The following is a 23600-nucleotide window of genomic DNA, read 5'->3' as shown; positions in this document are numbered from 1 at the left end:
GTTAATACCTCATTAAAATACAAGCGGTGGCTAATGATCGCTGCCCGTATTGAATAGAGAAGGGTGACACTTTATGCATCACCCTTCTCTATTAACGTATAGAATTCATTTATTATTGGATAAAACCTCTGTTACGCAGCAAAGGCTTTATATCTGCCTTGTGACCGGTAAAGTTTTTAAATGCTTCATTAAGATCCATGGTGTTTCCTACAGATAAAATGTATTCGCGGAAACGATCCCCATTGGCTCTGGTCATGCCGCCATTAGCCTTAAACCACTCATAAGCATCATTGTCGAGAATTTCAGACCAGATATAAGCATAATAGCCGGCAGAATAGCCATTACCCCAAATATGCAAGAAGTATGGGGAATGATAACGTGGAGGCACTTCTGCTACTAAGAGACCCACATTTTGTAATGCTTTCTGCTCAAAGTCGTTTGCATTGGTCACCTGACTTTCATCAGAAATACTGTGCCATTCCAAATCAAGCGCTGCGGCTGCAGCTAATTCCGTTACATTAAAGCCCTGATTGAACGTACCTGCTTTTTTCATCTTATCCAACAAGGATTGTGGTATGACCTGCTTGGTTTGATAGTGGAGCGCATAGTTTTTCAACACAGATGGTTCCAGTGCCCAGTGTTCATTAATTTGAGAAGGGAACTCTACAAAATCTCTGGGTACAGACGTTCCGGAAAGTGTTACATATTTTTGATGTGCAAATAAGCCATGTATGGAGTGTCCAAACTCGTGGAACATGGTACTGACATCATCAAAACTGATTAAAGACGGTCTGCCCGGTGCGGGCTTTTGATAATTAAATACATTCACGATTACAGGCTTCTGCCCCAATACAAAAGACTGGTCTACATAGTTACTCATCCAAGCCCCACCCGATTTATTGTCTCGGGTATAAAAATCCAGGTAATAGATCGCAATAGAAGAGCCATCGCGGTCGAACACCTCATAAGCCACCACATCGGGGTGGTATACGGGTATATCGGAACGTTTCTTGAACGTCACTCCATACAATTGTTCCGCAGCAAAAAATACCCCTTTTTCGAGTACTGTTGTTACTTCAAAATAAGGTTTGATTTCGCTTTCTTCCAGATCATATTTCGCTTTACGCAACTGCTCTGCATAAAAGCTCCAGTCCCATGCAGCCAATTTGAATCCGCCCTTTTGCTGATCGATCAACTCCTGAAGTGCCAATGCCTCTTTTTGGGCCGTTGCCACAGCCGGTGTAGCTACCTGCTTCAGCATTTCCTTTGCAGCTTCAGGCGTTTTGGCCATTTGATCCTGCAGTTTCCATGCTGCATAATTCGGCTTACCCATAAGCTTTGCTTTTTGCAAACGCAGTTTTGCAATTTGTTCGATCAGGGAACGGGTATCATTTTCATCTCCTTTTTCGGCACGTGTCCAGGAGGCTTTAAATAACTTCTCCCGGGTTGCACGATTTTTGAGGCTTTGCAATAAAGGTTGTTGCGTTGTGTTTTGTAAAGCCAGTAAATATTTACCGTCTTTACCTGCTGCTTTCGCATCATTCTTGGCTGCTTCTAACTCTTCTGCAGTCAAGCCGTCCAAATCTGAAGCCTGATCAAAAAATACGCCACCGGCTTTACGGGCTGCCAATAATTTTGTGGTATAACTTGCGATCAATCCCGCTTCCTGCTCATTCAGCTTTTTCATCTTTTCTTTATCCGGTGCGGAGAGATTGGCGCCCGCGATGGTAAATTGCTCGTAATAATACTCCAGCAGTTTTTTATCTTCTGCATCCAAACCTAAAGCAAAGCGGTTTCCGTATAATTTACTAATCCGTGCAAACAAAGCTTCATTTAGAAATATACCATCTCTGTGTGCGGAAAATTTAGGCGCATATTCCTGTTCTAATGCCTGTATCTCCGGACTGGTATTGGCGCTGGTAAAATTGTAAAAAACACTTTGGGCACGTTTCAATATTTCGCCGCTGGTCTCCAGGGGCACAACTGTATTTTTAAAAGTAGGGGCTTCTTTATTCCCTGTGATCTTTGCGAGCTCATCGTTTTGCATCTTCATGCCCAAATCAAATGCGGGCTTAAAGTGCTCATTCTTTATTTTATCAAATACAGGTGCTTGATACTGCAAAGAACTCTTTACAAAAAAGGGATTATTCATAGCTTTATAATTAACCGTTTGGCTTTTCTTGGTTGTATTACAGGCCGCGACAGAACCGAATGCCGCAAGACAGACCAAAGCTTGAGAAGTTTTCATTTTCTTATTATTTTTTTAGGAGGATAAAGGTACAGCTTCCTTACATAACTGCCATAGCTATTTAAATCAAAGAGGATTAAATACGGAATTTTTCAAATGCAAAACATTTGATATTCAAGTAGTTTTAACAAATGTGTGCGTAAATTTCTCAAGCCTGTCTGCGGTTTTTGCGCTACATTTGGGACTCAAAAATTTTTTTAAATAGAAAAACATGAAGAAAATCTTTACAACACTTGCCCTTATCGGTACGTTCATTACAGGTGCGGTTGCACAGAAAAATGTAAATTTAAAATTCTCTATTGTTAATCCTGCAAATGGTGCGACTTACGCAAATATTCCTACAGGTGATAGCATGAATATTAAATTTAAAGTTGAAAATTTAGGTACTGATGCTGTTGCACCAACAGATACTTTAACTTTCTGGATTGCAGGTTACAGTTTTAATACTGCTAGCGGTCAATCAGTTTGGAGAGGAATAAGACAATATGGTTTTAACATTGCAGCTAACCAATCTCAAGAAGTATCTTATTGGGTAACAAAAGGATCTGGTACTGTTTCAGGTACAGATACTACCATTAACTGGTTCTTCGATAATGATACGAATATTGTGGTAGTAGAGGGTTATGGCAGAGCACAAGGTGGTGTATTGTTCAATGATCCTGGTGTAGATAACAGTAACCCTGATGGCGACGGTACTTTAACGGGTACTAACCATGCAGAGTCTGCTTATATCTTAGGCACGCTTCCTACTTCTATCAAAAAAACCGAATTAACCAAAGAGTTAATCAGCGTTTATCCTAACCCTGCTAAAAACGAAATCAACTTTGACTATACTTTCAAAGGTGCTACTACTGCTTCTGTAAAAGTATTTGATGCTATCGGTCGTGAAGTATATACTCAGGCTTATGGTAAACAACAAGCAGGAAAAAAATCATTCAAATTAGATTTATCTTCTTTGCCAAATGGCATGTACTCTGTTGAATTAATCACAGACAATGCTAAAGCAGTCAATAAATTCAGTATTGCTAAATAATCTTTGATTTGCCCGGTCTCAAAAAGATACAGGATTAATTAAAAGATAAATTACAATCAAAAACAGTAGTGGCCAATGTGCTGCTACTGTTTTTTGTTTTGGATATATTTGGGTGTTCAATTGACCTTTTCTCTTTTATTTGTTTTATTACAAGGTGGCTTCTAGCCCTAATACTGCAAGACAGAGCAAAACCGGGAAAATCCTCATCAAATCGCTATTTTTAGGAGGATAAAGGCACTGCCTCTTTTCAAAATTTATATATCACCTAACACAAACACATGTATATAAAGCTTATATAATATTAACAAATATAAACCTGCGTTTTAAAAAGATTACTCGGTTTTTTACCCTAAATTCGGGGATTCAATAAAATCAAAAATCGAAAAAATGAAAAAAATCTTCACTACACTTGCTCTTATCGGAGCATTTATGACAGTGGCAAATGCCCAACAAAAAACGATGGACTTAGGCGTAAAATTTTTACTGCCTGTTACTGCTCGAACTTATAATAATTTAGCAAATGGCGATACGCTTTTGGTTGCTATTGAGGTAAGTAATAACGGACCAGATGCGTTAGCAACAACAGATACTTTAACGTCTTATATGGATATCGGATTCTTAGGTTTAACACAATCCTTGACACGACTTGTTTGCCCTCAGGTTAATATTGCTTCAGGACAAAAAGATACTTTCGTTTTTTCTTTTGTCAAATCGGCAACCGTACCTATTCCAAATGACGCAAAAATCTGTACCTGGGTTTCTATCTTTGGTTTTGATGAGGATCGGACTGTATTTGCTGATGCCGGATTCAATTTAGCTGCATTCAATGCCGCTACTACTGCTGCTGCAGTAAAAGCAGCTTTCTCCGGAAACAACATCAATGCAGCTAATAATATTATTATTGGTAGTGGTGCTACGGATAAATGTGGTACAACTAGCTTAGTTGATGTCATCAAAGGCCATCAGTTTAAAGAAGCATTAGTAGTATATCCTAATCCTACTAAAAGCGATGTAAACTTTGACTATACATTCACTAAGAACACTACTGCTACTGTAAAAGTACTTGATGTGACTGGTCGTGTTGTATTTACACAAGCTTATGGTAAACAAGCTATCGGAAAAAAATCATTCAAAATAGATATGTCTTCTTTGTCAAACGGTATGTACTCTATCGAGTTAATTACAGACGATGCAAGGGCAATCAGCAAATTCAGTGTTGCTAAATAATACTTAATTTATCATAGAAACAGGGCTTGCANNTGCAAGCCCTGTTTCTATGATAGCAATTCCCTGTCCTGAAATGGCCACCCACGACAACACAAAGAGAATTTTAAGATTTCTTATACTAAATCAGTGGTTGATAAAGCTTAAATTCGTATCATACTAAAAACAACGGGCATGAAGAATAAGCGTAAATGGATTATAGGGCTTCTTGGCGCTGCCACCGGAACACTGGTATTATCCAGGGTTTTCAAAGCGCAAAAGCCCGCAAAAGCGGTTCCGGTAACCCACTTCAGCATTAAAAAATATTTAGGAAAATGGTATGAGATCGCCCGTATGGACTTTAAGTTTGAACGGAACATGAACAATACGACTGCCGAATATGATTTGACCGATGAGGGCAAGGTAAGGGTCCTTAACCGTGGATACGATACCGTAAAACAGCAATATAAAACAGCCACCGGTATCGCTATTTTTGCCGGCGATAAAGAAACTGCTGCACTAAAAGTTTCCTTTTTCGGTCCCTTTTATTCCGGTTATAATGTAGTCGCGATCGACGAGGAATACCAATACGCTCTGGTAGTAGGAGAGAGTCTTAAATATATGTGGATCTTGTCCAGAACAAAGACAATACCCAAAGACATCCGGAAACAGTACTTACAATTAGCCCAAAGTATCGGATATGATACCGATCAGCTGGTTTGGGTTAGCCATCAATAAAAATAAAAAAGCTTGTGGTCTCCCACAAGCTTTTTTATTTTTATATCTACGTCATTTTATTGCTCATTCAAGGCTTGCCAAAGCGTATCTTTCAATTGCATGATCCCTTGTTGACTTACTGAAGAGAAAAATAAATGCGGAATATTTGGCGGCAATTCTTTACTTATTTCCTTTTTCAGTTCTTCATCCAGCATATCGCTTTTACTAACAGCAATAATCATTTTTTTATGTAAAAGTTCCGGATTGTATTGTTCTAACTCATTATACAGAATATCGAACTCTTTTTTGTGGTTATCACTATCTGCCGGTATCAAAAACAGGAGCACTGAATTTCGTTCAATGTGTCTTAAAAACCGGTGTCCAAGCCCTTTTCCTTCTGCGGCCCCTTCGATAATACCCGGTAAATCTGCCATACAGAAAGACAAATGATCTCTGTAAGGAACAATACCCAGGTTTGGTGTAAGGGTCGTAAAAGCGTAGTTGGCAATTTTAGGTTTCGCGGCAGAAATAGCCGAAAGTAAGGTTGATTTTCCTGCGTTAGGAAAACCTACTAAACCGACATCCGCCAATACTTTTAATTCAAGGTATTTATATGCCTCGATGCCCATTTCTCCGGGTTGTGCATATTCCGGTGTCTGGTTGGTTGGTGACTTAAAGTTGGAATTACCCAAGCCGCCCCGTCCTCCGGGTACCCATATCACTTCTTGTCCATCTTCCAGAATTTCTGCCTCAATCGCACCGGTCTCTTGATCTTTGGCAATGGTACCTAAAGGCACTTCTATAATCACATCTTTTCCTTGTCTTCCGGAAGAGTTATTTCCGCTGCCTGATTGTCCGTCTTCACCCAAGACATGCTTATGATAGCGTAAATGGAGCAAGGTCCATAACTGACTGTTTCCTCTCAAAATAATATGCGCGCCACGCCCACCATCTCCACCATCAGGACCTGCTTTTGCATTAAACTTGGTCCGCATAAAATGCATACTTCCTGCACCGCCTTTTCCCGAGCGACAAAAAATTCTGATATAATCTACAAAATTCGCTTTTTCCATAATCTCACATTATTAAACAGTAAAGCCTTCTATACAGAAGGCTTTACTTATATTTTGCAAAGATGCTATATTATTTTCAATTGTACTCAATTTATACAGCGATCTTAGGATTTATTGTGGTAAAACGAACTTTTCTACCTGATTTTTCAATAAACCAAAAATCTCTTCTACTGTACCCAATCCTTTAATACGCTCTAGTTTTCCCTGTGCTTCATAAAAATTGGCTACAGGTTCTGTTTTTGCCTTGTATTCTGCAATTCTATTTTGAATTACTTCTTCATTATCATCGCTACGACCCGAAACTTCTCCTCTTAATAATAATCTTTTCTTCAATTCTTCTTCCGGTACTTCTAAAGAAAGCAATACTGAAATATCGGTTTTCTTTAAGGACAATAAGTTATCCAAAGCTTCGGCCTGTGCCGTTGTACGCGGAAAGCCATCAAATATAAAACCACGTGCTGCAGGATTTTCATCCAGTTTTGAACCAATCATGCCAATCACGACCGCATCGGGTACCAACTGCCCTGCATCCATAAACTTCTTGGCTTCTAACCCTAATGGCGTTGCCCTGCTAATTTCGTCTCTCAACAAATCGCCTGTAGATAAATGTTTCAAGCCATAGGTTTCAATTAAATTAGCGGATTGTGTGCCTTTTCCACTACCGGGAGGGCCAAAAAGAATAAGATTAAACATTTGTGTTGTTTTTAAATGTGTACGGCGACAAATTTACAAAAGTATGACCAAAAGGCAAAGTTTAACCCTTGTTACCAATACCGAAATAGGTAAATCCATCTTTAGCCAATTGCACATCATCATATATATTCCTGCCATCAAAAAGCACCAGCGTATTCAGGGTCGCTTTGATTTTGTCCCAATTGGGCAACCTGAATTCGTTCCATTCTGTAACCAGTGCAATCGCATCGGCATGCTCTACGGTCTCGTACACATCTTCGCAAAAAGTCACTTCCGGATTATGTTGCAGGTATTTTTTCGCTTCTTCCAATGCGACGGGATCAAAGGCTTTTACCTTAGCTCCTGCCGCCGTCAGCGCTTCTATAAGCACAAGGGAAGGTGCTTCGCGCATATCATCGGTATTGGGTTTAAAAGCCAATCCCCAAACGGCAATCGTTTTACCTTGTAGTTCGGCACCAAAGTAGCGGGAAATTTTATTGAAGATCACTTTTTTCTGGTCTTCGTTAATCGCTTCTACGGCCTCGAGCAGGCGCATAGGTTTCTTGTTTTCAAGCCCGATATTGACCAAGGCTTTTACATCTTTTGGAAAACAGGAACCGCCATAACCAACTCCGGCATACAGAAATTTTTTTCCGATACGGGGATCGGTACCGATCCCATTGCGCACATGGTTGATATTGGCGCCCACGATCTCGCATAAATTGGCAATATCGTTCATAAAAGAAATGCGTGTCGCCAGCATGGCATTTGCCGCATATTTGGTCATCTCTGCCGAAGGAATGTCCATATACAAAATACGATACCCATTTAATAAAAAGGGCTTGTAAATGGTATCTATTACTTCTTTTGCCCGATCGCTATCAATACCCACAACAATCCTATCCGGGCTCATAAAGTCTTTTATGGCGGCCCCTTCTTTTAAAAATTCAGGGTTAGAAGCCACATCAAAGTCTACCCGGGTACCACGCGCCTCCAAAGCATCGGCTATTGCCTTACGCACTTTATGAGAAGACCCCACAGGAACCGTACTCTTAGTAATCACTAATACATAATCCTCTATACTATTCCCAATATCTTTCGATACCTGTAAGACATACTGCATATCGGCACTCCCATCTTCACCTGGAGGTGTGCCCACACATATAAAGATGGCATCGGCACCTTTTATATTTTCCGCAAGTAAGGTACTAAACGTAAGCCTGCCTTTTTCAAAATTATGTTTTACAATTGCCTCTAAACCGGGTTCGTAAATAGGCAGGATTCCATTCTTCAGGTTTTCCGTTTTTTGTACATCAATATCAATGCAACATACTTCTGCACCTACATCTGCCAAACAAGCACCTGTAACCAATCCCACATAACCCGTTCCGACTACAATAACTTTCATTATGATAAAATTTGCGTAAAATTAAAGGTTTTTACCGGTACTTTATCATCCGCTTTACAGTTGCAGCAAATAGGTAAAATTAAGGTAGTGTGTTGCATAAGGTTTGTCATGATGCAGACCATTTTCTACTTTTGTCGGGATCGGCAATTCTACAAGATAGGCCCCTTTCATTGTCTTTGGAAGGATCAATTTACCCTCTTGATCGGTTTGTACCTGTTGTCCTTCTTTATGATTCACCTGCTCCAGGTTAAGGGTTGCATTAGCATGTGGCTTGCCATCTTTTAAAACGACAATTGTATTTGCTTTTTGCGGATTGGGTACTTTAATCTGATAGCGTCCTTTTCCTATGGTCGCAGCTTCTTTCTTTCCTTTTATAGTTACAAAAGCGCCTGCGGTATACGTAATTTTCATTTCTTTAAACACATCTTTCACTTCATGATCAAGCCAAAAAGTATATGTGCCTTCCTGTGTGGGGGTAAATGATGCTTTATAAAAAGTAGAATCCTGCACTTTGCCTAATTCACTCACAGTACCATCGGGAGCCGTGGCCATCAGTTTATATTCTTTCAGGTCCGAAAACCATTTTACAGTTTTAGTCGGTTTACCATCGCTGTATTCCCCAAAAAATATTTTAATATCCTGCGCTTTTCCAAGTTGTCCTTTATTAGCGGCTTCGATCCACATGGTATGGGCATGGGTAAAAAGATGCGCTGTGGCCAGAACAAGCGTAAATACCAAAGATTTGACATTCATTATCATGATTTCTAAATTTTGAAAGCAAATTTAATCAATGTAGCGGAGCCGCTACAGAAATCATTCTTAATGATTTTATTTTGACAAAATCATGATAATTCTATAGTTCCTCCCGGGCATTCTGGCTGCTGTGCCCCACTAAAGAAACTCCCTGCGCTTATTAACGGTATGTTCAAATTCCAAAAAACATAAGGGCTCTTTATTGTAGTTCTACAATCATTTGTTTTAAGGTCTCCCGATCGGAATATAATTTTATGGTGTATCGCCCTTCCGGATAATCGATCGTTTCGAAAGAGGCATTAAGATCATATTCTCCTTTAGGAAATGCTTTATGATCAAAATAAGAAGCTACTTTTTCCCCTGAAGTATTATAGATGCTTAAAGAAAGGCTTTCCGGGCGCGAAAGGCTCCATTGGAGATTCGTCACCAGCTTTAATACTTTTTGATTACTCACCAGTTCGCCTGGTGTAGCATTCAACTCTTTTACGGTAAAATATTGCGGTGCGGCCACGCCCAATAGCTTGCCCATAAATGCGGTAAAGTGCCTTGACAGCGCAGGATCGCGCTCGTCATATACATCACTTAAATCATGGTTATCGGTCAATACCCATAAGGCATGTTGTGCCATATCTTCCTTGACCTTATTATCTCTGATAAATTTCAGGGTCTTGATCATTATACTGTCTCCTTGCCGCGCATAACGATAAGGGAGATCTGCTACAGGAGCCCTGTCACTGCTTTCTCCGCAGTAGGACTGCATTCCAATGATGCGCGATTTACCGGCATTGACCACCAACACATCAAAACCCTCTATAATCAGGTTTTGATATTGCGCGTCTTCAGGACTAAAGACCATAGCAGGATCGACTTCCAGAATTATATTTTCTTTGCCCGTGTTTTCTATGCTTAACAGCAGCCCCTTCTGGTTATATAGGGTAGACGAGCTTTTGGCCGTAATGATTACCTTATGTTCTTTAACAGCCTGGAGCAAAGATAAGCGCATTGCTTTTTGTTCCTTCGCCTGCGCGATTACTGCTAATAACATTAGTGGCACAAGCAATGCAAGCATTCTATTTTGGCGCATAAGCATAAGGTGGGATTTTTATTAAAACGTAAGATAATAAAAATCATATATAATCTATTATGTTTAAACAAGGTTGATTCTATACCCATAAAAAAATGGCTGCAGGTATGCTGCAGCCTTTTTTTGTCGTAGTATGGATTTCTTTAAAAGAAAACACCTAAACGTAATGCGAAGTTATTAAAGCGTACGTTACCATCTTTAAAGGTACTGTTCACTTTTATTTTATTGTTGGCATTGTCATATAATTCATAATTCTGCGGGCTTGTTGCATCGGGTAAAAATCCATTGTTAAAGAAAATGCCAATGTAACCTGCTAATTTATCCGTCAAAGGATATTCCGCACCCAAACCGATATTCATAGACAGCATTACCGGAGCAACAGCTGTACCGAAGGTAGAGGATGTAGTCAATTTATCTTTTGATTGTGAGATGGACTGAATCTTGGTATCAGAATCATAATAGTTCAGATCATAAGATGCTTTTTTAGCAACATTAATCCCCAGGGTTAAGCCTACCTGGCCGAATAAACGGAAGTTAGAAATGGGATCTGTTCTTAATTTAATCCCTACCGGTATTTCCAGGTAAGAGATATTATATTGGAATACTCCTTTCTGAACGGTATTCGCTTCTCCAACAGAGGAAACACGCTCCATGGTAAGCTTTCCGCCACCGCTATTCATCTGTAAACCGGTAACGATTGCGTAATTATCCTGAAAATAGTACTCTGCCATCAAGCCATAGGTAAATCCTACTTTAGTCCCGTCGTTCGTGATGTTATAATTTTTATTATCGTCTGTTTTAGAGGTAGCGCGCATCCAGCTCATAGTAGGTGCTACATAGGCCCCAAAACGCAGTTTTTTGGTATCGATACCATAAGAAGAACTTTGCATAGGAGCATCCTGGGCAAAAGAAGCATTTGCTAAAGTAACAAATGAAGAAAGTAATAATAGAATTTTTCTCATAAAATATAATATTTTAAAGGGCGAAAGTACAATATCTGTTCCTAAGATAAGGTTTTATCGTGAAAATTAACAGGCTGTTCAAGAATAAAGGGAACAGGCGTTTTGAATGCCTGTTCCCTTTTGTTGAAAAAGAATTACTTCTTCCGGATCAACTATTGTCCCGGTGTGATATTGAAATTAATATTTAAATCATTATCTCCGCCTGCATTCTGATAGTTCGGACTATTATAGGCCTGCGCATCTGCATGGTTCTTATTTAATCCGTGACGCAACAATATCTGAAGGTTAAAAGCCGTACTGCCTTTAATCTCCATCACCCCATCTAAACCGATACCATCATTATAGGTATAGCTACCTACACCTGATGGCGGATTGGCAAAGAAAAAGAACTTATGCTCACTGGCTTCTTCAATGATCTCATGATTAATACTGGCACCATTGGAATATAGCGTGATTAAAGTGCGGTATTTTTTATCTGTAGTCAGATTTGTATTTGCCGGAGTGGCTACACCACTGGCATTAAACGATACGGTTGTGGTATCTGTTGTTTGTGTTCCATTACTTTCTAATTTGATAAAATTGACTTTTATCGCGTCAAATTCTTCGTTCTGGTTATTGGGTTGCGGCGTCTTTTTATCACAAGAAGCTAAAGTTCCTAAGGCCAAAAATGCTGCTATAATTCCGATGTTTGCGATGTTGATTTTCATAATAATTATTTTTTTATTTTTTTAAAATTTATATGCAATCCTTAATTCCACACTGCGGCCCAGGTCATGGGCATAGTAGCGAAAGCGGTTCATATATTCTTTGTACAATTGATTAGTGAGGTTATTGACCCCAAGGTTAATGTTGATTGATTGTTTACCCAATGTCCAGTCCAGGCCGGCACCAAGGTTAAGTAACTGGTAGCCTTGCGGCGGTGGCGCATAGTCGCTGCCCGCTTCATATCGCGTTTGCTTGGCGACCATTACATGCTCCAGGGATATGTAGCCCGATTTCACATTTTTAGCAATCGCTGTACTGTATTTGATACTGTGTGACAGGCGATCGGAGGGTATAAAAGGAAGAAAACGATCGTTCGATATATCTTTAGCACGAATGATGCTTCCTTTAATATTATAATCCCAATGTGTGTTCAAGGCATAATTGGCCATAAGGTCCAGTCCTGTGAAAAGGGCATTGGTACTTTTGTAATTAAATACGGGAAAGGCACCCCTCAAACTCTGAAAATAGGTGAGTGAAGGATTGAGGTAAATATAATTATCGAAATAATTCACATACGCATTCAGCTCTACCGACAGGTTTCTTTTGTAATTGGTAAAGGCAATCGTATTCATCCACTTCACGCTTTTTTCTGCGCGCAGGGTACTGTCGCCGAGCTCATACTGCGCTGCACCATGATGCAAACCTGTGCTGTATAACTCGTTTACCGTAGGTGGACGCCATGCCGTTCCGGCATTGCTCATCAACCGCCAACGATTGTTAGGGCTATAGTTTATGCCAAGTGTCGCACTGAGGTTTTCATAAGATTTACGTCCTCCATATGCATGATTAGCCGCATCATATCCGGCGGCATTAAGCCGTTGATAATCGTAACGCAGCCCCCCTTCTATGGTGTAGTCTTTACCCAGGTAGCGCGCTAGGGCAAACAATCCAAGGTTTTGGGCATCATAGTTAGGAATCAGAGGTACGGTGTATAAATCCGGCTCATTGTTATTCACTGTTGTACTTCCATTGATCCCTATATTCCCTTTCCAGTGTTTCCCTTCTGTATAGGCTGCTTCAATATTCAATTCCTGATAGAGCAGTTTAAGGTCTATAGAAGGAATACTGGTTCTGCCCCCACGGCGAATGTCATACTCTTGTCTGCGATCATGCTGCAAGCTGTATTGTGCATCCAGGTTCCATTGCTCATTAAGATGATAGTGGGCCTTCAGTTTTCCCAGATCATGCTGTACTACTTGCCTGGGCGCATCGATGCCGTAGTAAAAACTACCGTTATCGAAAGGACGGCCATTGGCAATACGTGCTTTTAAATCGGTGGTGTCGCCGATATGAGATCCTTTAAAAATACCGATCTCGTTATTATAATGGCTGTAATAGCCTTCCACATTCCATTTTTTCTGATTATAGCCCAATGCTGCAGAGTAATTCCGTTCCCGCGTTCCGGTATTATCTAAAAAGTATTCGGGTGTACGGTAATTCCCACTTTCGGCAAGACTTGATTGTACCCGCCAGGCCCAGTTTTTCTGTTTCCCTAAAGCACCGTTCAACATAAGCCCTCCTACGCCTTTTCGGCCGTTGCTCATGCCCATTAGATTTACGGTTCCGTGTATACCGGAAAAGTGATATGGTAATGCAGGAGGATTAATGAGTAAGACGCCACCGATGGCATCTCTGCCATAACGGACAGATTCTGCTCCTTTGACCACCGTAATATTATCGGCGGTCATCCCGTCTATTTCAGGAGCATGTTCTGCACCCCACTGCTGTCCTTCCTGGCGCACGCCATTGTTCAGTATAAGAATACGGTTGCCCGTCATACCGTTGATTACGGGTTTCGCAATGGAGGCTCCCGTCTGCAGCATCGTCACACCGCTGAGCTTGCTGGCCATGGCCGCAATATTATTGCCTTTGACCTGCTCCAGTGCTGCTCCGGCAATGCTGGCTTGTGCATTCGCAGATTTTACTTCCGTATGATGCCCGATTACCTGTACCTCACTTAAATCCTTTGATAAAGGTTGCATTGAAAGTGTTATGGTATCCGTCTGGCCGATAAGAATTGTTTCGTCAATGGCTTTATACCGCTCCAGCGTCACGTGAATATGAATACGGCTTTCCGGGCATACATTTTGTAATGGTGCCAGCCCGGCAACATCGGTTTGGATATGAAGGTTATCCGTTTGTACATCCGCTCCGATGAGGCTTTCACCCGATGCGGCATCCTTAACCAATACAGCGAGGGTATGGTTACATTTAGGCTTTTGCCCGGCAGCATTATAATACAAGCCCATTCCTAAAAGCAGGGCGAGATATTTTATATGCTTTGCCAAAATATGTGGCATATAAATTATTAATAAAACAGAAAAAATGGAATGAATTGAGTGCTGATTGCTTATTGTATACAGAACAGCTCACTATGCTGTGGTGTACATAGTCATCGACATCCAAAGCCAAAAATGCTTTACATGCGCTCAATATCGTAATCTAGGAAAGGAATGCCGGCGGCCCCCGAAGCAGAAAAGAGAAATGTTCATTATCAAACCATGCGGTATAATCTGTTACCGTATAGGTAAGATATTGTTTAGGGCTGAGGAAAAGTAAGGCATAGCTTACTTCACTTTTAATAAAGTGTGGTAATACCTGTGTCAGGTAATCACAGTGGTGGTGCTGCTCTTCAAAAGCAAATCCGCCATCTCCTCTGCCACAGCGATCATCCTTGTGGATATGATCGACCGTCTCCTGATGATGTTCAAAGCTATGTACATACTGCTGGATGCCGGTATTAAAACACAGCACCAGACTCAGGATAGAGATCAGGATAATATGAACACTCTTTTTAATCATGCGATCGTAGGGCAAAAGTACGGTAAACTATCATAATCATTTGACAAATTGTCTATTAATTTTATCCTCTATTGACAATGCTTATATCTAAATAGCAAAAATTAAATCGGGGTTTACAAATATTATCAGACATTTGCACTTGAAAAAATCATAAAAAAAATAAAAAACGTATTAAGACAATGAACAAGGTAATTTCAGTTGGTAGCCAATTTCCAGAATTTAAAAAGATCGCAGTTGTTGCAAATGCTTTAAATGCAGATGCCCCGGGAAAAGAATTTGAAACGGTTTCGAATGCAATTCATACCGCTACGGACCAATGGATGGTTATGTTTTGGTGGCCTAAAGATTTCACTTTTGTATGTCCTACAGAAATTGCTTCTTTCAATAATGCTTTTGGTGAGTTTGCCGACAGAGATACTGTTTTATTAGGTGCTTCTACCGATTCAGAATTTGTACACTTAGCCTGGAGAAGAGAAAATGATGATTTACGTGGTTTAAAATTCCCGATGATTGCGGATACTTCAAAATCTTTAGCGGAAGAGTTAGGCATTTTACAGGCAGATGAAAAAATTGCTTATCGTGCGACATATATCGTAGATCCTCAAGGAATCATCCGTTGGGTAAACATCAATGACCTGAGTGTAGGCCGTAATGTAGACGAAGTATTGCGTGTACTGGATGCTTTACAAACAGATGAATTATGCCCTTGTAACTGGAAAAAAGGAGAAGACACCCTAACCCACCAAATGGCTAACAACTAATATTACCTTATTATAATAAGATACAGAATGGCTGTAAGCGCAGATCTTACAGCCATTCTTATATCTGATAATTTTTCAAAAAATATAATTCGATTATGAGTATCACACACGAAACAGTACAAAGCCTGTTTACAGAATTAAAGATAGATACAAACCATACATCTTTTGCATTGGAGCAGCTGGTGGCAACGGATAGTAAGTATTTGAGAGATCTGAAACTGAATATCGCCACCGTATTAAATAAGAATACGGCATTAAATAAAAAAGAGGTGGCTTTACTAGCCCTTTGTGTTGCGGCTAATGATCGCTGTGACGTTTTGGGTAAAGGCCTGGTACAAATAGCGTTGAGCCATGAGGCTACCGCCGAAGAAATTTCGGAAATGTATGCCCTGACCTCTCTGATGAACACCAATAATGTGTTTTATCGTTTCCGTCACTATTTTCAGGAGAACACCGTATATAACAATACCCCTGCGGGCCTGCGCATGAACATCATGATGAACCCGGTAAGTGGAAAAGCGTTTTTTGAGCTGGCCAGCTTAATGGTCTCCGCATTGAACAACTGCGAAATGTGTATCAAATCACACGAAGCTTCGGTAAAACAACATGGGGTTTCGGAGCAGAAGATTTTTGAATCGGTACGATTGGCAGGCGTAATCAGGAGTCTGGTAGAGGTATTGTAATTATAGACTATTATTACGCAGAAATCCGTATTTTCCGAATTCAATCATTCTTTAAAATAATGAAAAAGATCCTCATCTTTATTTTATCATTCACTACGCTCCAATCCTTTGCAAAGAGAGATTTTGAAAAGCAAAACAAGGCAATACTTGAAGAAGGGATGCGGTTATATCAGTCTGAAAAAGCTTCCTGGCACGGTACAGACCTTTTCGGGGAGCACTATACAAAACATGACAATATTGGTGGATATTTTTCTTATGTCGAAGATTCAAATAATGCTAAGTGTATTTTCTTTTCCAAAGATGCAGCCCCCAAAGTGATTGGTACAATTAGCTTTGATTCCACTTATAATATATACACGGCAGAAATAAATCTCACGGAAAGAACATTTACAGACCTAGAATCATCTATATACCACCTGAGACAATCAGCAATCGAAGTCATTAGTGAAAATAAGGACGGCTTTTTTAAAAGCTATGAAAATACCAATTATAATATTATACCCTTGATCTATAAAAAAGAGAAAAAGGTTTATATCATTACAGGTAGCCAAAAAGAAGGAGTTGTTTTTCTGGGGAATGACTATTTATTGTCCTTTAGCAACAATAATCAACTAAAATCAAAAAAGAAATTACACCAAAGCCTTATACCCTTTAACCACGGAGCAGCGGGGGAAGAGATAAAGGAGGCAGTACATACCCATCTTCCGGAAACAGGTCCGTTAATGACGCCAACCGATATCTGTACTTTATTATTGTATGCACCTTTTACAAAATGGAAGCAGCATACAGTTGTCAGTAAAGATTATGTGAGTATATGGACTGCTAATGGACCAAACTTAATAACTATCTCTACAGCAGCGCTCAGAAAGATTAATGCAAATGGAGATAATGAATCCAAGAAATAGGATATAAAAAGGAAAGGACTTCGATGAAGTCCTTTCCTTTTTATAAAAAATTGAAAATAGTTTAATTTAAGCGTCCTGCTCCCGCATAAAAGCGTGTCCAGTAAGCCTGGCTTAATTCGCTGATCATAACGCCACGGCTGGAAGAAGCATGTACAAACATTCCGTTGCCTAAATATACGCCTACATGCGAAATTCTTTTGGTATGAATGCTGAAGAATACTAAATCACCTTCTTTCAAATCATCCTGATCGTAAATACGCTTGGTCATCATAAACTGCATCGCAGCTGTTCTGTCCAGGGTCTTTCCATATACATCAGATAAAAGCTGACGGGTAAAGGCAGAACAATCAATTGCTTTTTTGCTTGTCCCCCCCATTTGGTAAGGTGTACCGTACCAATCCTGGATGAATGAATATAAACTCGTATTTTTTCTTAAACCTTCTTTAATTTTCTCTGCCGCTTCCTTTTTGTCCTTGGTCGTAGGAACCGGTTCATCTATTTCTACTTTGGCCGGAACTACTTTCTCTTTTACGGCAACTGTATTTTTAACAGAAATGTTTTTAGTAGCCGTTGGCGTATTCAGGCTAAGGCCTTCTATGAATCGTGGTGCATCATTTGTTGCTTCCACCTCTGCACTGGCTATTTGCGTATTGCGATGCGCTCTCTGCGCGTTTGTTGTTGTTATTGACCCGATAATACAAGCCGATAGAATGGTTAAGAATTGACGCATTTTTTTCGGTTTTACTTTTGGTAAGAGGCGAAGATATAGGTTAAACCTTTAAAAAAGTGTTAATGTAAAACTTTCCTTACAATGCCGCGCAAAGCTGTTTGAGGCAAAAACAATGTAATTATATTATAGGCTAAGTGCTATATTTGCACAAATATTTAATTTAAAATCTAATCTAAACAACGAAATATGAAGATATTAGTTTGTATTGCGAAAGCACCGGATACGACTTCTAAGATTTCATTTACTGATAATGATAGTAAATTCAACGAAGCGGGTGTAACCTTTATCATCAATCCATACGATGAAATGTATGCTTTGGTACGTGCCATAGAGTTGAAAGAAAGCGGAGCGGCAAGTGAAATACACCTTGTGAGTGTTGGAGATGCATCTACAGATGCCATTATCCGTAAAGCTTTAGCATTAGGTGGCGATAACGCTTTCAGAATAGATGCTGAAAGTAACGATCCTTATACCATTGCAGCACAAATCGCTGATTTGGTACAAAAGAATGGTTATGATTTGATCTTAACCGGTAAAGAATCTATCGACTATAACAATAGTGCTGTTGGTGCCTGCATCGCAGGTATATTAGGGTATAACTATATTGGCAATGCAAGCAAATTGGATGTGAGTGGCACAACGGCTACTGTATCCCGTGAAATCGAAGGTGGTGAAGAAACGGCTACTTGTGATTTCCCTGTTGTGATCTCTTGTCAAAAAGGTATGGCAGAACCCCGTATTCCAAATATGCGCGGTATTATGGCTGCACGTACGAAGCCGTTGAATGTAGTGCCTGCTATAGCGGCCGATGCATTAACGCAAATCGTAAGCTATGAATTACCTCCTGCAAAACAAGGGGTAAAATTATTCACCATCGATCAGATGGATGATTTAGTAGCGGCTTTAAAAAACGAAGCTAAAGTACTTTAATATTATCCGGGTGTACACCCTATTTATCCTAACTCATAAAACTTATATATAAAATGTCTGTTTTAGTATTTGTAGATCACGCTCAGGGTACGTTTAAAAAGAATGCCTTTGAAGCGATAAATTATGCAGCAAAAACTGCAGAAAAAACAGGTGGCGACGTAGTCGCTGTGGTGCTGGGTAGCGCGTCTGACAGTGAATTAGCTACACTGGGCAATTATGGTGCAACACAAATCCTGCACTGTAATGACACCCGTTTGGATCATTTCTGTGCCAAAGCCTATACCAAAGCGGTTGTGGCTGCAGTAAACCAGTCCGGAGCTACCGTAATTGTTGTCTCTGCCAATAATAATGGTAAAGCAGTTGCCCCTATGGTTGCCGCACAATTAAAAGCAGGTATTGTTGCCGGTGCCGTAGACTACCCGAATACAACTAACGGATTCAGCATTAAGAAATCTGTTTTTTCTGGTAAAGCATTTGCACATGTTAATATTAACTCTGATAAGAAAGTAATCAGCTTGACGCCCAATACTTTTGCGGTAGCAGCAGTGGGTGGTACGGCAAGCGTACAAGCCTTAAGCGTAGACTTCGCTGATACTGATTTCGGTGTGAAATTTGTATCGGAAGATGTGGTTAAAGGAGAAGTACCTTTAAGTGAAGCAGAACGCGTCGTATCTGGTGGTCGTGGCCTGAAAGGACCGGAAAACTGGGGTATCCTGGAAGATCTGGCCAAAGCAATGAACGCAACCCTGGCTTGTAGCCGTCCGGTAGCCGATGCACACTGGCGCCCGCACCACGAACATGTGGGTCAAACAGGTGGTACCATCCGTCCAAATTTATATGTAGCCGTAGGTATTTCCGGTGCTATTCAACATTTGGCAGGGGTAAATAGTTCTAAAACGATTGTTGTAATCAATAAAGATGCAGATGCGCCTTTCTTCAAAGCAGCCGATTATGGCGTTGTGGGAGATGCATTTGAAATTCTGCCTAAATTGACTGAAGCGGTTAATAAAGCAAAAGGATAATTTTATCTCAATATATTGTAAAACAAGGGGTGTCTGTATTTCAGACACCCCTTGTTTTATGTTTACTTGCCGACACCAATAGCAATCCTTTTTTAGCCGGGATTAAATTCATGCTTCACTTTCACTAAAGCCGATCCGATAACCTGATGCATATCATAATAACGGTATTCGGCTAAACGGCCTCCGAAAAGCACCTTTTCGTTTAAAGTATCTGCAAGTGTTTTATACTTTTTTGCTAAAGCGTCATTTTGCCGGTCATTTACAGGATAGTAGGGTTCCGCTCCGGGTGTCCACTCCGTAGCATATTCCTTGGTAATAATGGTATGTGATTGCTCGCCAAACTCAAAATGTTTGTGTTCAATAATCCGGGTAAAGGGCACTGCCGCATCGGTATAATTCATTACGGCTGCACCCTGATAATTTGGTATTTCAAGGCGCTCTTGTTCAAATTTCAAGCTTCTGTAATCCAGCTTGCCAAACTCATATCCGAAATATTCATCAATCTTTCCGGTATACACTGTTTTTTCAGCAAGGCTATCCCAATAATGACGATCTTCAAAATAATCTACCCCCGTCTTACACGCAATGCCCGTCAATAAACCCTCAATGATTTTATTATATCCTCCAATCGGAATGCCCTGGTAGGTATCATTAAAATAATTGTTATCGAAGGTAAAACGCAGGGGAAGCCTTTTGATGATGAATGCAGGTAGTGCCGTCGCTTTTCTACCCCATTGCTTCTCGGTATATCCTTTGATCAAGGTCTCATAGATATCTGGGCCCACGAGCTTTAAGGCCTGTTCTTCAAGATTGGAAGGCGCTCCGATATTCATTTGAGCAATCTGTTCCTGAATTTTCGCCTGTACTGCTTCGGGGGTCGTCAATCCCCACATTTGGTAAAAGGTATTCATATTAAAAGGGAGATTGTACAATTTACCTTTATAATGCGCCAAAGGCGTATTGATATACCGGTTAAAAGTGGCAAACTGATTTACGTATTCCCAAATGCCTTTATCATTGGTATGAAAGATATGCGCACCATAAGTATGTACGTTAATCCCGTCTACATCCTCACAATACACATTGCCCCCTAAATGATTTCTCTTTTCAATCACGAGGCATTTTTTACCTCTTTTATGTGCTTCATGTGCAAAAACGCTGCCAAATAAGCCGGAACCGATGATCAGGTAATCGTATGCTTTAGACTTTTGCATTTGCGGTTGCTTTTAACTGTTTAAATAGTTTAATCCCATGCTTCATGATGGAATAGGTTTTGATGCTGGGTGAGCCTCCGGCTCTCTCCCGGAACACAATATCAATCCAGTGGATTTTGGTTTGCTTCCGGATCAGGATAGACAGGTAGATATTTGCGAGATAAAAATCATCGTGTATGAAGGGTAGTACTTTGTTTAATACAGCAGCATTCATAAGCCGGTAAGGCACATTGGCATCCCGCAACCATACACCTGTAGCGGCATAAGAAAATAGAGAAACAAACCTGGAGATCAGGAATCTCGGAAACCCATCTTCTCTTTTGTTACGATACCCGAATATCGCTTTATATTGTGCTGTATTCTGCACAAAAGATTCAAAAAATGCCGGATCACACTGTCCGTCTGAATCAAGCTGAAAGACCCAATCTGCCTTATTTTCCAGGGCAAGCCTATAGCCCATAACGCAGGTCTGACCGTGGCCTGTATTTTGCTTATCGACAATTTTTATTCTAGGATCGGCTTGTTGATGCGCCTGCAATTTCGCCAAAGTGCTATCTTTTGAGCCGTCATTCAAAATACAAAAGGTATATTTAATCTGCTGTTGTTCCAGGACCTTTGTCCATTCGGCCACGACACTTCCGATTGCTTCTTCTTCATTATAAACCGGCATTACAAGCCATAAATTTGATATAGACATAGATTGGTTTCGTTAGTTTTACTGTTGTCCTTTCCCGTAGAGCCTTAATTCTTTTTGTGGTTGTCCTGCAGGGGTATAAAATGAAGAAAGTACCGTATCCACAATTTCATTCATAGGATCAATGTTTCGGTATTCTTGAAAATAGGGATATGCCTGCTCCGCCTTTCCTTGCCGTACGAGTTCAAATGCCTGTATATCTTTATAAGAAACCCTTTTAAACACTACACACAGCGGTAATCCTTCAATAGTCGCGGCATACAATTTTCCATCAATCATCCAGCTTTGGCTTTGCAATACCTTTTCACGGATTAAGGCCCTGTGAAAGATGCCGTAATCCCATTTACGCATACTACGTTCATGAAAGCGGACGTATTCAACACTCAGGTTGGGATAATCTTTAAAATAAACAGACAGGATATGTTCTGCATTGCTCCCCACAATTACCGTATCCGTTTTAGGAATTTTGGGCAGTTCATTTTTTATAAACCAGTCTGCCGCTTCCCGTACACTATTATAGTAATAGTCCATTTCATAATTGTAATAAGCGGCTTTTGTACCTCCGACCATACCATTATAATAAGTGATTGTATCAGGAAAGGTTTTAATGATAAAATATGCCGGTTCTAAGAAACCGGCTATGATTAGCATTGAAACAAAGACACGTACTTTCTTAGCTTTTATTAGATCCATAAGATAACCCAAACCCAATGCACTAAGTGCTGCCGCTCCCGGAAAGATGAACAATACATGCCGCCATGCATGGTAAACATTAGAATGCTTATAGATAATATAGAAAAGCGGGAAGAAGGTCACAAAAATCAGGAATAGTACTCCTGCTGTATACCGATTTCTTTTCCGGAAAGGCATCAAGGCAAAAAATAAGAGTATGCCGGCCAAAAGGATATAGGTATTTGTAATGATAAAATTCTTCAACAGATAAGAAGCAGGTAGCTCCGGGCTGGGAATACGATGCCCATTATACATCTGGTCGATGCTCACCTTAAAATTGGAGAGCTCCGATAATGCTTTCAGCGGGTGCAACAAAGGGTTTTGCAAAGCATAGGGCCATAACAGACTGGCGCCAAAATAGCCACATACGGCGATCGCCATAAGGGGCAGCACTACTTGCTTCAAACCTTTTCGACCGGCCGGATGAAACACCTGGTTAAGCACATAATAAACCCCCATGAAAGGAATCAGCAAAATACCGGCAACCCTTATATCTATCGCGATGGCCAGGGCCATAACCGGGGCTATATAGTCCTTCCATTTTACCCCGGGCAGGCGATCATAAAAACGGATAAAGTAGTAGATACCGGCAATATAAGCCGTGGCGAAAGGTATATCCTTGGGATTATTCATGGCATGACCCAAAAAGAAGGGCGCCAGGAACATTAACCAGGCTGCCAGCGTAGCCGTACGGTAACCCGAAAACCGGATGCATATTTTACCGGTATACCAGATGCCCAACACACCAACCCATGCGTTGAGGATATGTCTTGTGGTATATGTTTCAAAAGGACTGACCTTATTGACCAATACAGCAAGCAGATCAAAAAAACCGCCATAGAAATGAAGCACACCATCCCGGTCCAGGTTTTTCGGCATGCCCAAAGCATTTCTTTCGGCTCCGAAAGAAGTATAATATTCAAGAATGGCTTTCCCATAATTATTCATATCAACCTCATCTCCCGAAATGCCATACCAAAAACTCATCAGCGTCATAACGCTAAATACCAGAATAATACTGCCGATAAATAAATGCTTCCAACGAGCCGACTCTCCAAAAACACTATTGTGACGTATATCTTTCGATACTGTTCCTTCCAACTTCAATATATAAGAGGTCTAAAAATAGTTACGCTACTTAGTAATAATATAATCTCCTTACAAATAGGATCATGCTATACCTACTGTACAGGAAAAACATCAATAATA

At 40.4% G+C, this 23600-nt stretch carries 22 protein-coding genes; 8 read left to right on the top strand and 14 right to left on the bottom strand.

Going from position 1 to position 23600, the window contains the following annotated elements; genetic code table 11:
* Window positions 1–112: 112 nt before the first annotated feature.
* The gene (locus DBR32_RS12945) at window positions 113–2248 is read right to left on the bottom strand and encodes a M3 family metallopeptidase (RefSeq protein WP_124636757.1); all 2136 of its coding nucleotides are present in this window, start codon (window positions 2246–2248) and stop codon (window positions 113–115) included.
* A gap of 211 nt (window positions 2249–2459) precedes the next feature.
* On the opposite strand from DBR32_RS12945, the gene DBR32_RS12940 reads away from it, so the two are divergent.
* From DBR32_RS12940 to DBR32_RS12930, 3 genes are all read left to right on the top strand, one after another.
* Window positions 2460–3281, top strand: coding sequence for a T9SS type A sorting domain-containing protein (locus DBR32_RS12940; protein ID WP_124636756.1), 822 nt, complete (start codon window positions 2460–2462; stop codon window positions 3279–3281).
* A 387-nt stretch (window positions 3282–3668) separates the two neighbouring features.
* On the top strand, window positions 3669–4508 hold the full coding sequence (locus DBR32_RS12935) for a T9SS type A sorting domain-containing protein (RefSeq protein ID WP_124636755.1): 840 nt from the start codon (window positions 3669–3671) through the stop codon (window positions 4506–4508).
* A gap of 171 nt (window positions 4509–4679) precedes the next feature.
* Complete coding sequence (locus DBR32_RS12930; protein ID WP_124636754.1) at window positions 4680–5222, top strand: lipocalin family protein; 543 nt, start codon at window positions 4680–4682, stop codon at window positions 5220–5222.
* Between the two features lie 56 nt (window positions 5223–5278).
* On the opposite strand, the gene obgE is transcribed toward DBR32_RS12930, so the two are convergent.
* From obgE to DBR32_RS12885, 9 genes are all read right to left on the bottom strand, one after another.
* A complete protein-coding gene (obgE, locus tag DBR32_RS12925; protein ID WP_124636753.1) occupies window positions 5279–6274 on the bottom strand; it encodes a GTPase ObgE in 996 nt (331 codons plus the stop codon).
* A 111-nt stretch (window positions 6275–6385) separates the two neighbouring features.
* On the bottom strand, window positions 6386–6967 hold the full coding sequence (locus tag DBR32_RS12920) for an adenylate kinase (RefSeq protein WP_124636752.1): 582 nt from the start codon (window positions 6965–6967) through the stop codon (window positions 6386–6388).
* 61 nt (window positions 6968–7028) lie between these two features.
* The gene (locus DBR32_RS12915) at window positions 7029–8354 is read right to left on the bottom strand and encodes a UDP-glucose/GDP-mannose dehydrogenase family protein (protein ID WP_124636751.1); all 1326 of its coding nucleotides are present in this window, start codon (window positions 8352–8354) and stop codon (window positions 7029–7031) included.
* 54 nt (window positions 8355–8408) lie between these two features.
* Window positions 8409–9107, bottom strand: a complete 699-nt coding sequence (locus tag DBR32_RS12910; protein WP_158605994.1) for a DUF4198 domain-containing protein — start codon at window positions 9105–9107, stop codon at window positions 8409–8411.
* A gap of 199 nt (window positions 9108–9306) precedes the next feature.
* On the bottom strand, window positions 9307–10191 hold the full coding sequence (locus DBR32_RS12905) for a hypothetical protein (protein WP_124636749.1): 885 nt from the start codon (window positions 10189–10191) through the stop codon (window positions 9307–9309).
* A 143-nt stretch (window positions 10192–10334) separates the two neighbouring features.
* Window positions 10335–11153, bottom strand: a complete 819-nt coding sequence (locus tag DBR32_RS12900; RefSeq protein WP_124636748.1) for a porin family protein — start codon at window positions 11151–11153, stop codon at window positions 10335–10337.
* A gap of 152 nt (window positions 11154–11305) precedes the next feature.
* On the bottom strand, window positions 11306–11860 hold the full coding sequence (locus tag DBR32_RS12895) for a hypothetical protein (protein ID WP_124636747.1): 555 nt from the start codon (window positions 11858–11860) through the stop codon (window positions 11306–11308).
* Window positions 11861–11881: 21 nt separating this feature from the next.
* Window positions 11882–14218, bottom strand: a complete 2337-nt coding sequence (locus DBR32_RS12890; RefSeq protein ID WP_124636746.1) for a TonB-dependent receptor — start codon at window positions 14216–14218, stop codon at window positions 11882–11884.
* A gap of 142 nt (window positions 14219–14360) precedes the next feature.
* Window positions 14361–14720: a hypothetical protein gene (locus DBR32_RS12885; RefSeq protein ID WP_124636745.1), complete on the bottom strand. Its 360-nt coding sequence runs from the start codon at window positions 14718–14720 to the stop codon at window positions 14361–14363.
* A 179-nt stretch (window positions 14721–14899) separates the two neighbouring features.
* Between DBR32_RS12885 and DBR32_RS12880 the strand changes: the two genes are divergently transcribed.
* The 3 genes from DBR32_RS12880 (at window position 14900) to DBR32_RS12870 (ending at window position 17069) form a co-directional block, all read left to right on the top strand.
* Entirely contained in the window at window positions 14900–15481 is a 582-nt protein-coding gene (locus DBR32_RS12880; protein WP_124636744.1) for a peroxiredoxin, read from the top strand.
* A gap of 95 nt (window positions 15482–15576) precedes the next feature.
* Window positions 15577–16164: a carboxymuconolactone decarboxylase family protein gene (locus DBR32_RS12875; RefSeq protein WP_124636743.1), complete on the top strand. Its 588-nt coding sequence runs from the start codon at window positions 15577–15579 to the stop codon at window positions 16162–16164.
* Between the two features lie 59 nt (window positions 16165–16223).
* Window positions 16224–17069, top strand: coding sequence for a hypothetical protein (locus DBR32_RS12870; RefSeq protein ID WP_124636742.1), 846 nt, complete (start codon window positions 16224–16226; stop codon window positions 17067–17069).
* 61 nt (window positions 17070–17130) lie between these two features.
* Here the strand turns inward: DBR32_RS12870 and DBR32_RS12865 are convergent, their stop codons facing one another.
* Window positions 17131–17799 (bottom strand): C40 family peptidase, encoded by a 669-nt coding sequence (locus tag DBR32_RS12865; RefSeq protein ID WP_124636741.1) that lies wholly within the window; start codon window positions 17797–17799, stop codon window positions 17131–17133.
* A 186-nt stretch (window positions 17800–17985) separates the two neighbouring features.
* On the opposite strand from DBR32_RS12865, the gene DBR32_RS12860 reads away from it, so the two are divergent.
* Window positions 17986–18729: an electron transfer flavoprotein subunit beta/FixA family protein gene (locus tag DBR32_RS12860; protein ID WP_124636740.1), complete on the top strand. Its 744-nt coding sequence runs from the start codon at window positions 17986–17988 to the stop codon at window positions 18727–18729.
* 53 nt (window positions 18730–18782) lie between these two features.
* Entirely contained in the window at window positions 18783–19751 is a 969-nt protein-coding gene (locus DBR32_RS12855; protein ID WP_124636739.1) for an electron transfer flavoprotein subunit alpha/FixB family protein, read from the top strand.
* 92 nt (window positions 19752–19843) lie between these two features.
* Here DBR32_RS12855 and glf read toward each other — a convergent pair whose 3' ends face one another.
* From glf to DBR32_RS12840, 3 genes are read right to left on the bottom strand one after another with little or no spacing between them, the layout of a single operon-like run.
* The gene (gene glf / locus DBR32_RS12850) at window positions 19844–20965 is read right to left on the bottom strand and encodes a UDP-galactopyranose mutase (protein ID WP_124636738.1); all 1122 of its coding nucleotides are present in this window, start codon (window positions 20963–20965) and stop codon (window positions 19844–19846) included.
* A complete protein-coding gene (locus DBR32_RS12845) occupies window positions 20952–21662 on the bottom strand; it encodes a glycosyltransferase family 2 protein (protein ID WP_124636737.1) in 711 nt (236 codons plus the stop codon). The genes glf and DBR32_RS12845 overlap by 14 nt, the downstream gene beginning before the upstream one ends.
* Window positions 21663–21680: 18 nt before the next feature.
* A complete protein-coding gene (locus DBR32_RS12840) occupies window positions 21681–23492 on the bottom strand; it encodes a glycosyltransferase family 39 protein (RefSeq protein WP_124636736.1) in 1812 nt (603 codons plus the stop codon).
* Between the last annotated feature and the right edge of the window lie 108 nt (window positions 23493–23600).

It is taken from the genome of Taibaiella sp. KBW10 (assembly GCF_003852495.1).
Lineage (GTDB): Bacteria > Bacteroidota > Bacteroidia > Chitinophagales > Chitinophagaceae > Edaphocola.
This window is presented reverse-complemented; position numbering and strand designations above follow the sequence as displayed.

Excerpts from the sequence above, each read along its gene's own strand:
- DBR32_RS12945 (WP_124636757.1), bottom strand. The coding sequence starts at position 2,248 with ATGAAAACTTCTCAAGCTTTGGTCTGTCTTGCGGCATTCGGTTCTGTC.
- DBR32_RS12940 (WP_124636756.1), top strand. The coding sequence starts at position 2,460 with ATGAAGAAAATCTTTACAACACTTGCCCTTATCGGTACGTTCATTACA.
- DBR32_RS12935 (WP_124636755.1), top strand. The coding sequence starts at position 3,669 with ATGAAAAAAATCTTCACTACACTTGCTCTTATCGGAGCATTTATGACA.
- DBR32_RS12930 (WP_124636754.1), top strand. The coding sequence starts at position 4,680 with ATGAAGAATAAGCGTAAATGGATTATAGGGCTTCTTGGCGCTGCCACC.
- obgE (WP_124636753.1), bottom strand. The coding sequence starts at position 6,274 with ATGGAAAAAGCGAATTTTGTAGATTATATCAGAATTTTTTGTCGCTCG.
- DBR32_RS12920 (WP_124636752.1), bottom strand. The coding sequence starts at position 6,967 with ATGTTTAATCTTATTCTTTTTGGCCCTCCCGGTAGTGGAAAAGGCACA.
- DBR32_RS12915 (WP_124636751.1), bottom strand. The coding sequence starts at position 8,354 with ATGAAAGTTATTGTAGTCGGAACGGGTTATGTGGGATTGGTTACAGGT.
- DBR32_RS12910 (WP_158605994.1), bottom strand. The coding sequence starts at position 9,107 with ATGAATGTCAAATCTTTGGTATTTACGCTTGTTCTGGCCACAGCGCAT.
- DBR32_RS12905 (WP_124636749.1), bottom strand. The coding sequence starts at position 10,191 with ATGCGCCAAAATAGAATGCTTGCATTGCTTGTGCCACTAATGTTATTA.
- DBR32_RS12900 (WP_124636748.1), bottom strand. The coding sequence starts at position 11,153 with ATGAGAAAAATTCTATTATTACTTTCTTCATTTGTTACTTTAGCAAAT.
- DBR32_RS12895 (WP_124636747.1), bottom strand. The coding sequence starts at position 11,860 with ATGAAAATCAACATCGCAAACATCGGAATTATAGCAGCATTTTTGGCC.
- DBR32_RS12890 (WP_124636746.1), bottom strand. The coding sequence starts at position 14,218 with ATGCCACATATTTTGGCAAAGCATATAAAATATCTCGCCCTGCTTTTA.
- DBR32_RS12885 (WP_124636745.1), bottom strand. The coding sequence starts at position 14,720 with ATGATTAAAAAGAGTGTTCATATTATCCTGATCTCTATCCTGAGTCTG.
- DBR32_RS12880 (WP_124636744.1), top strand. The coding sequence starts at position 14,900 with ATGAACAAGGTAATTTCAGTTGGTAGCCAATTTCCAGAATTTAAAAAG.
- DBR32_RS12875 (WP_124636743.1), top strand. The coding sequence starts at position 15,577 with ATGAGTATCACACACGAAACAGTACAAAGCCTGTTTACAGAATTAAAG.
- DBR32_RS12870 (WP_124636742.1), top strand. The coding sequence starts at position 16,224 with ATGAAAAAGATCCTCATCTTTATTTTATCATTCACTACGCTCCAATCC.
- DBR32_RS12865 (WP_124636741.1), bottom strand. The coding sequence starts at position 17,799 with ATGCGTCAATTCTTAACCATTCTATCGGCTTGTATTATCGGGTCAATA.
- DBR32_RS12860 (WP_124636740.1), top strand. The coding sequence starts at position 17,986 with ATGAAGATATTAGTTTGTATTGCGAAAGCACCGGATACGACTTCTAAG.
- DBR32_RS12855 (WP_124636739.1), top strand. The coding sequence starts at position 18,783 with ATGTCTGTTTTAGTATTTGTAGATCACGCTCAGGGTACGTTTAAAAAG.
- glf (WP_124636738.1), bottom strand. The coding sequence starts at position 20,965 with ATGCAAAAGTCTAAAGCATACGATTACCTGATCATCGGTTCCGGCTTA.
- DBR32_RS12845 (WP_124636737.1), bottom strand. The coding sequence starts at position 21,662 with ATGTCTATATCAAATTTATGGCTTGTAATGCCGGTTTATAATGAAGAA.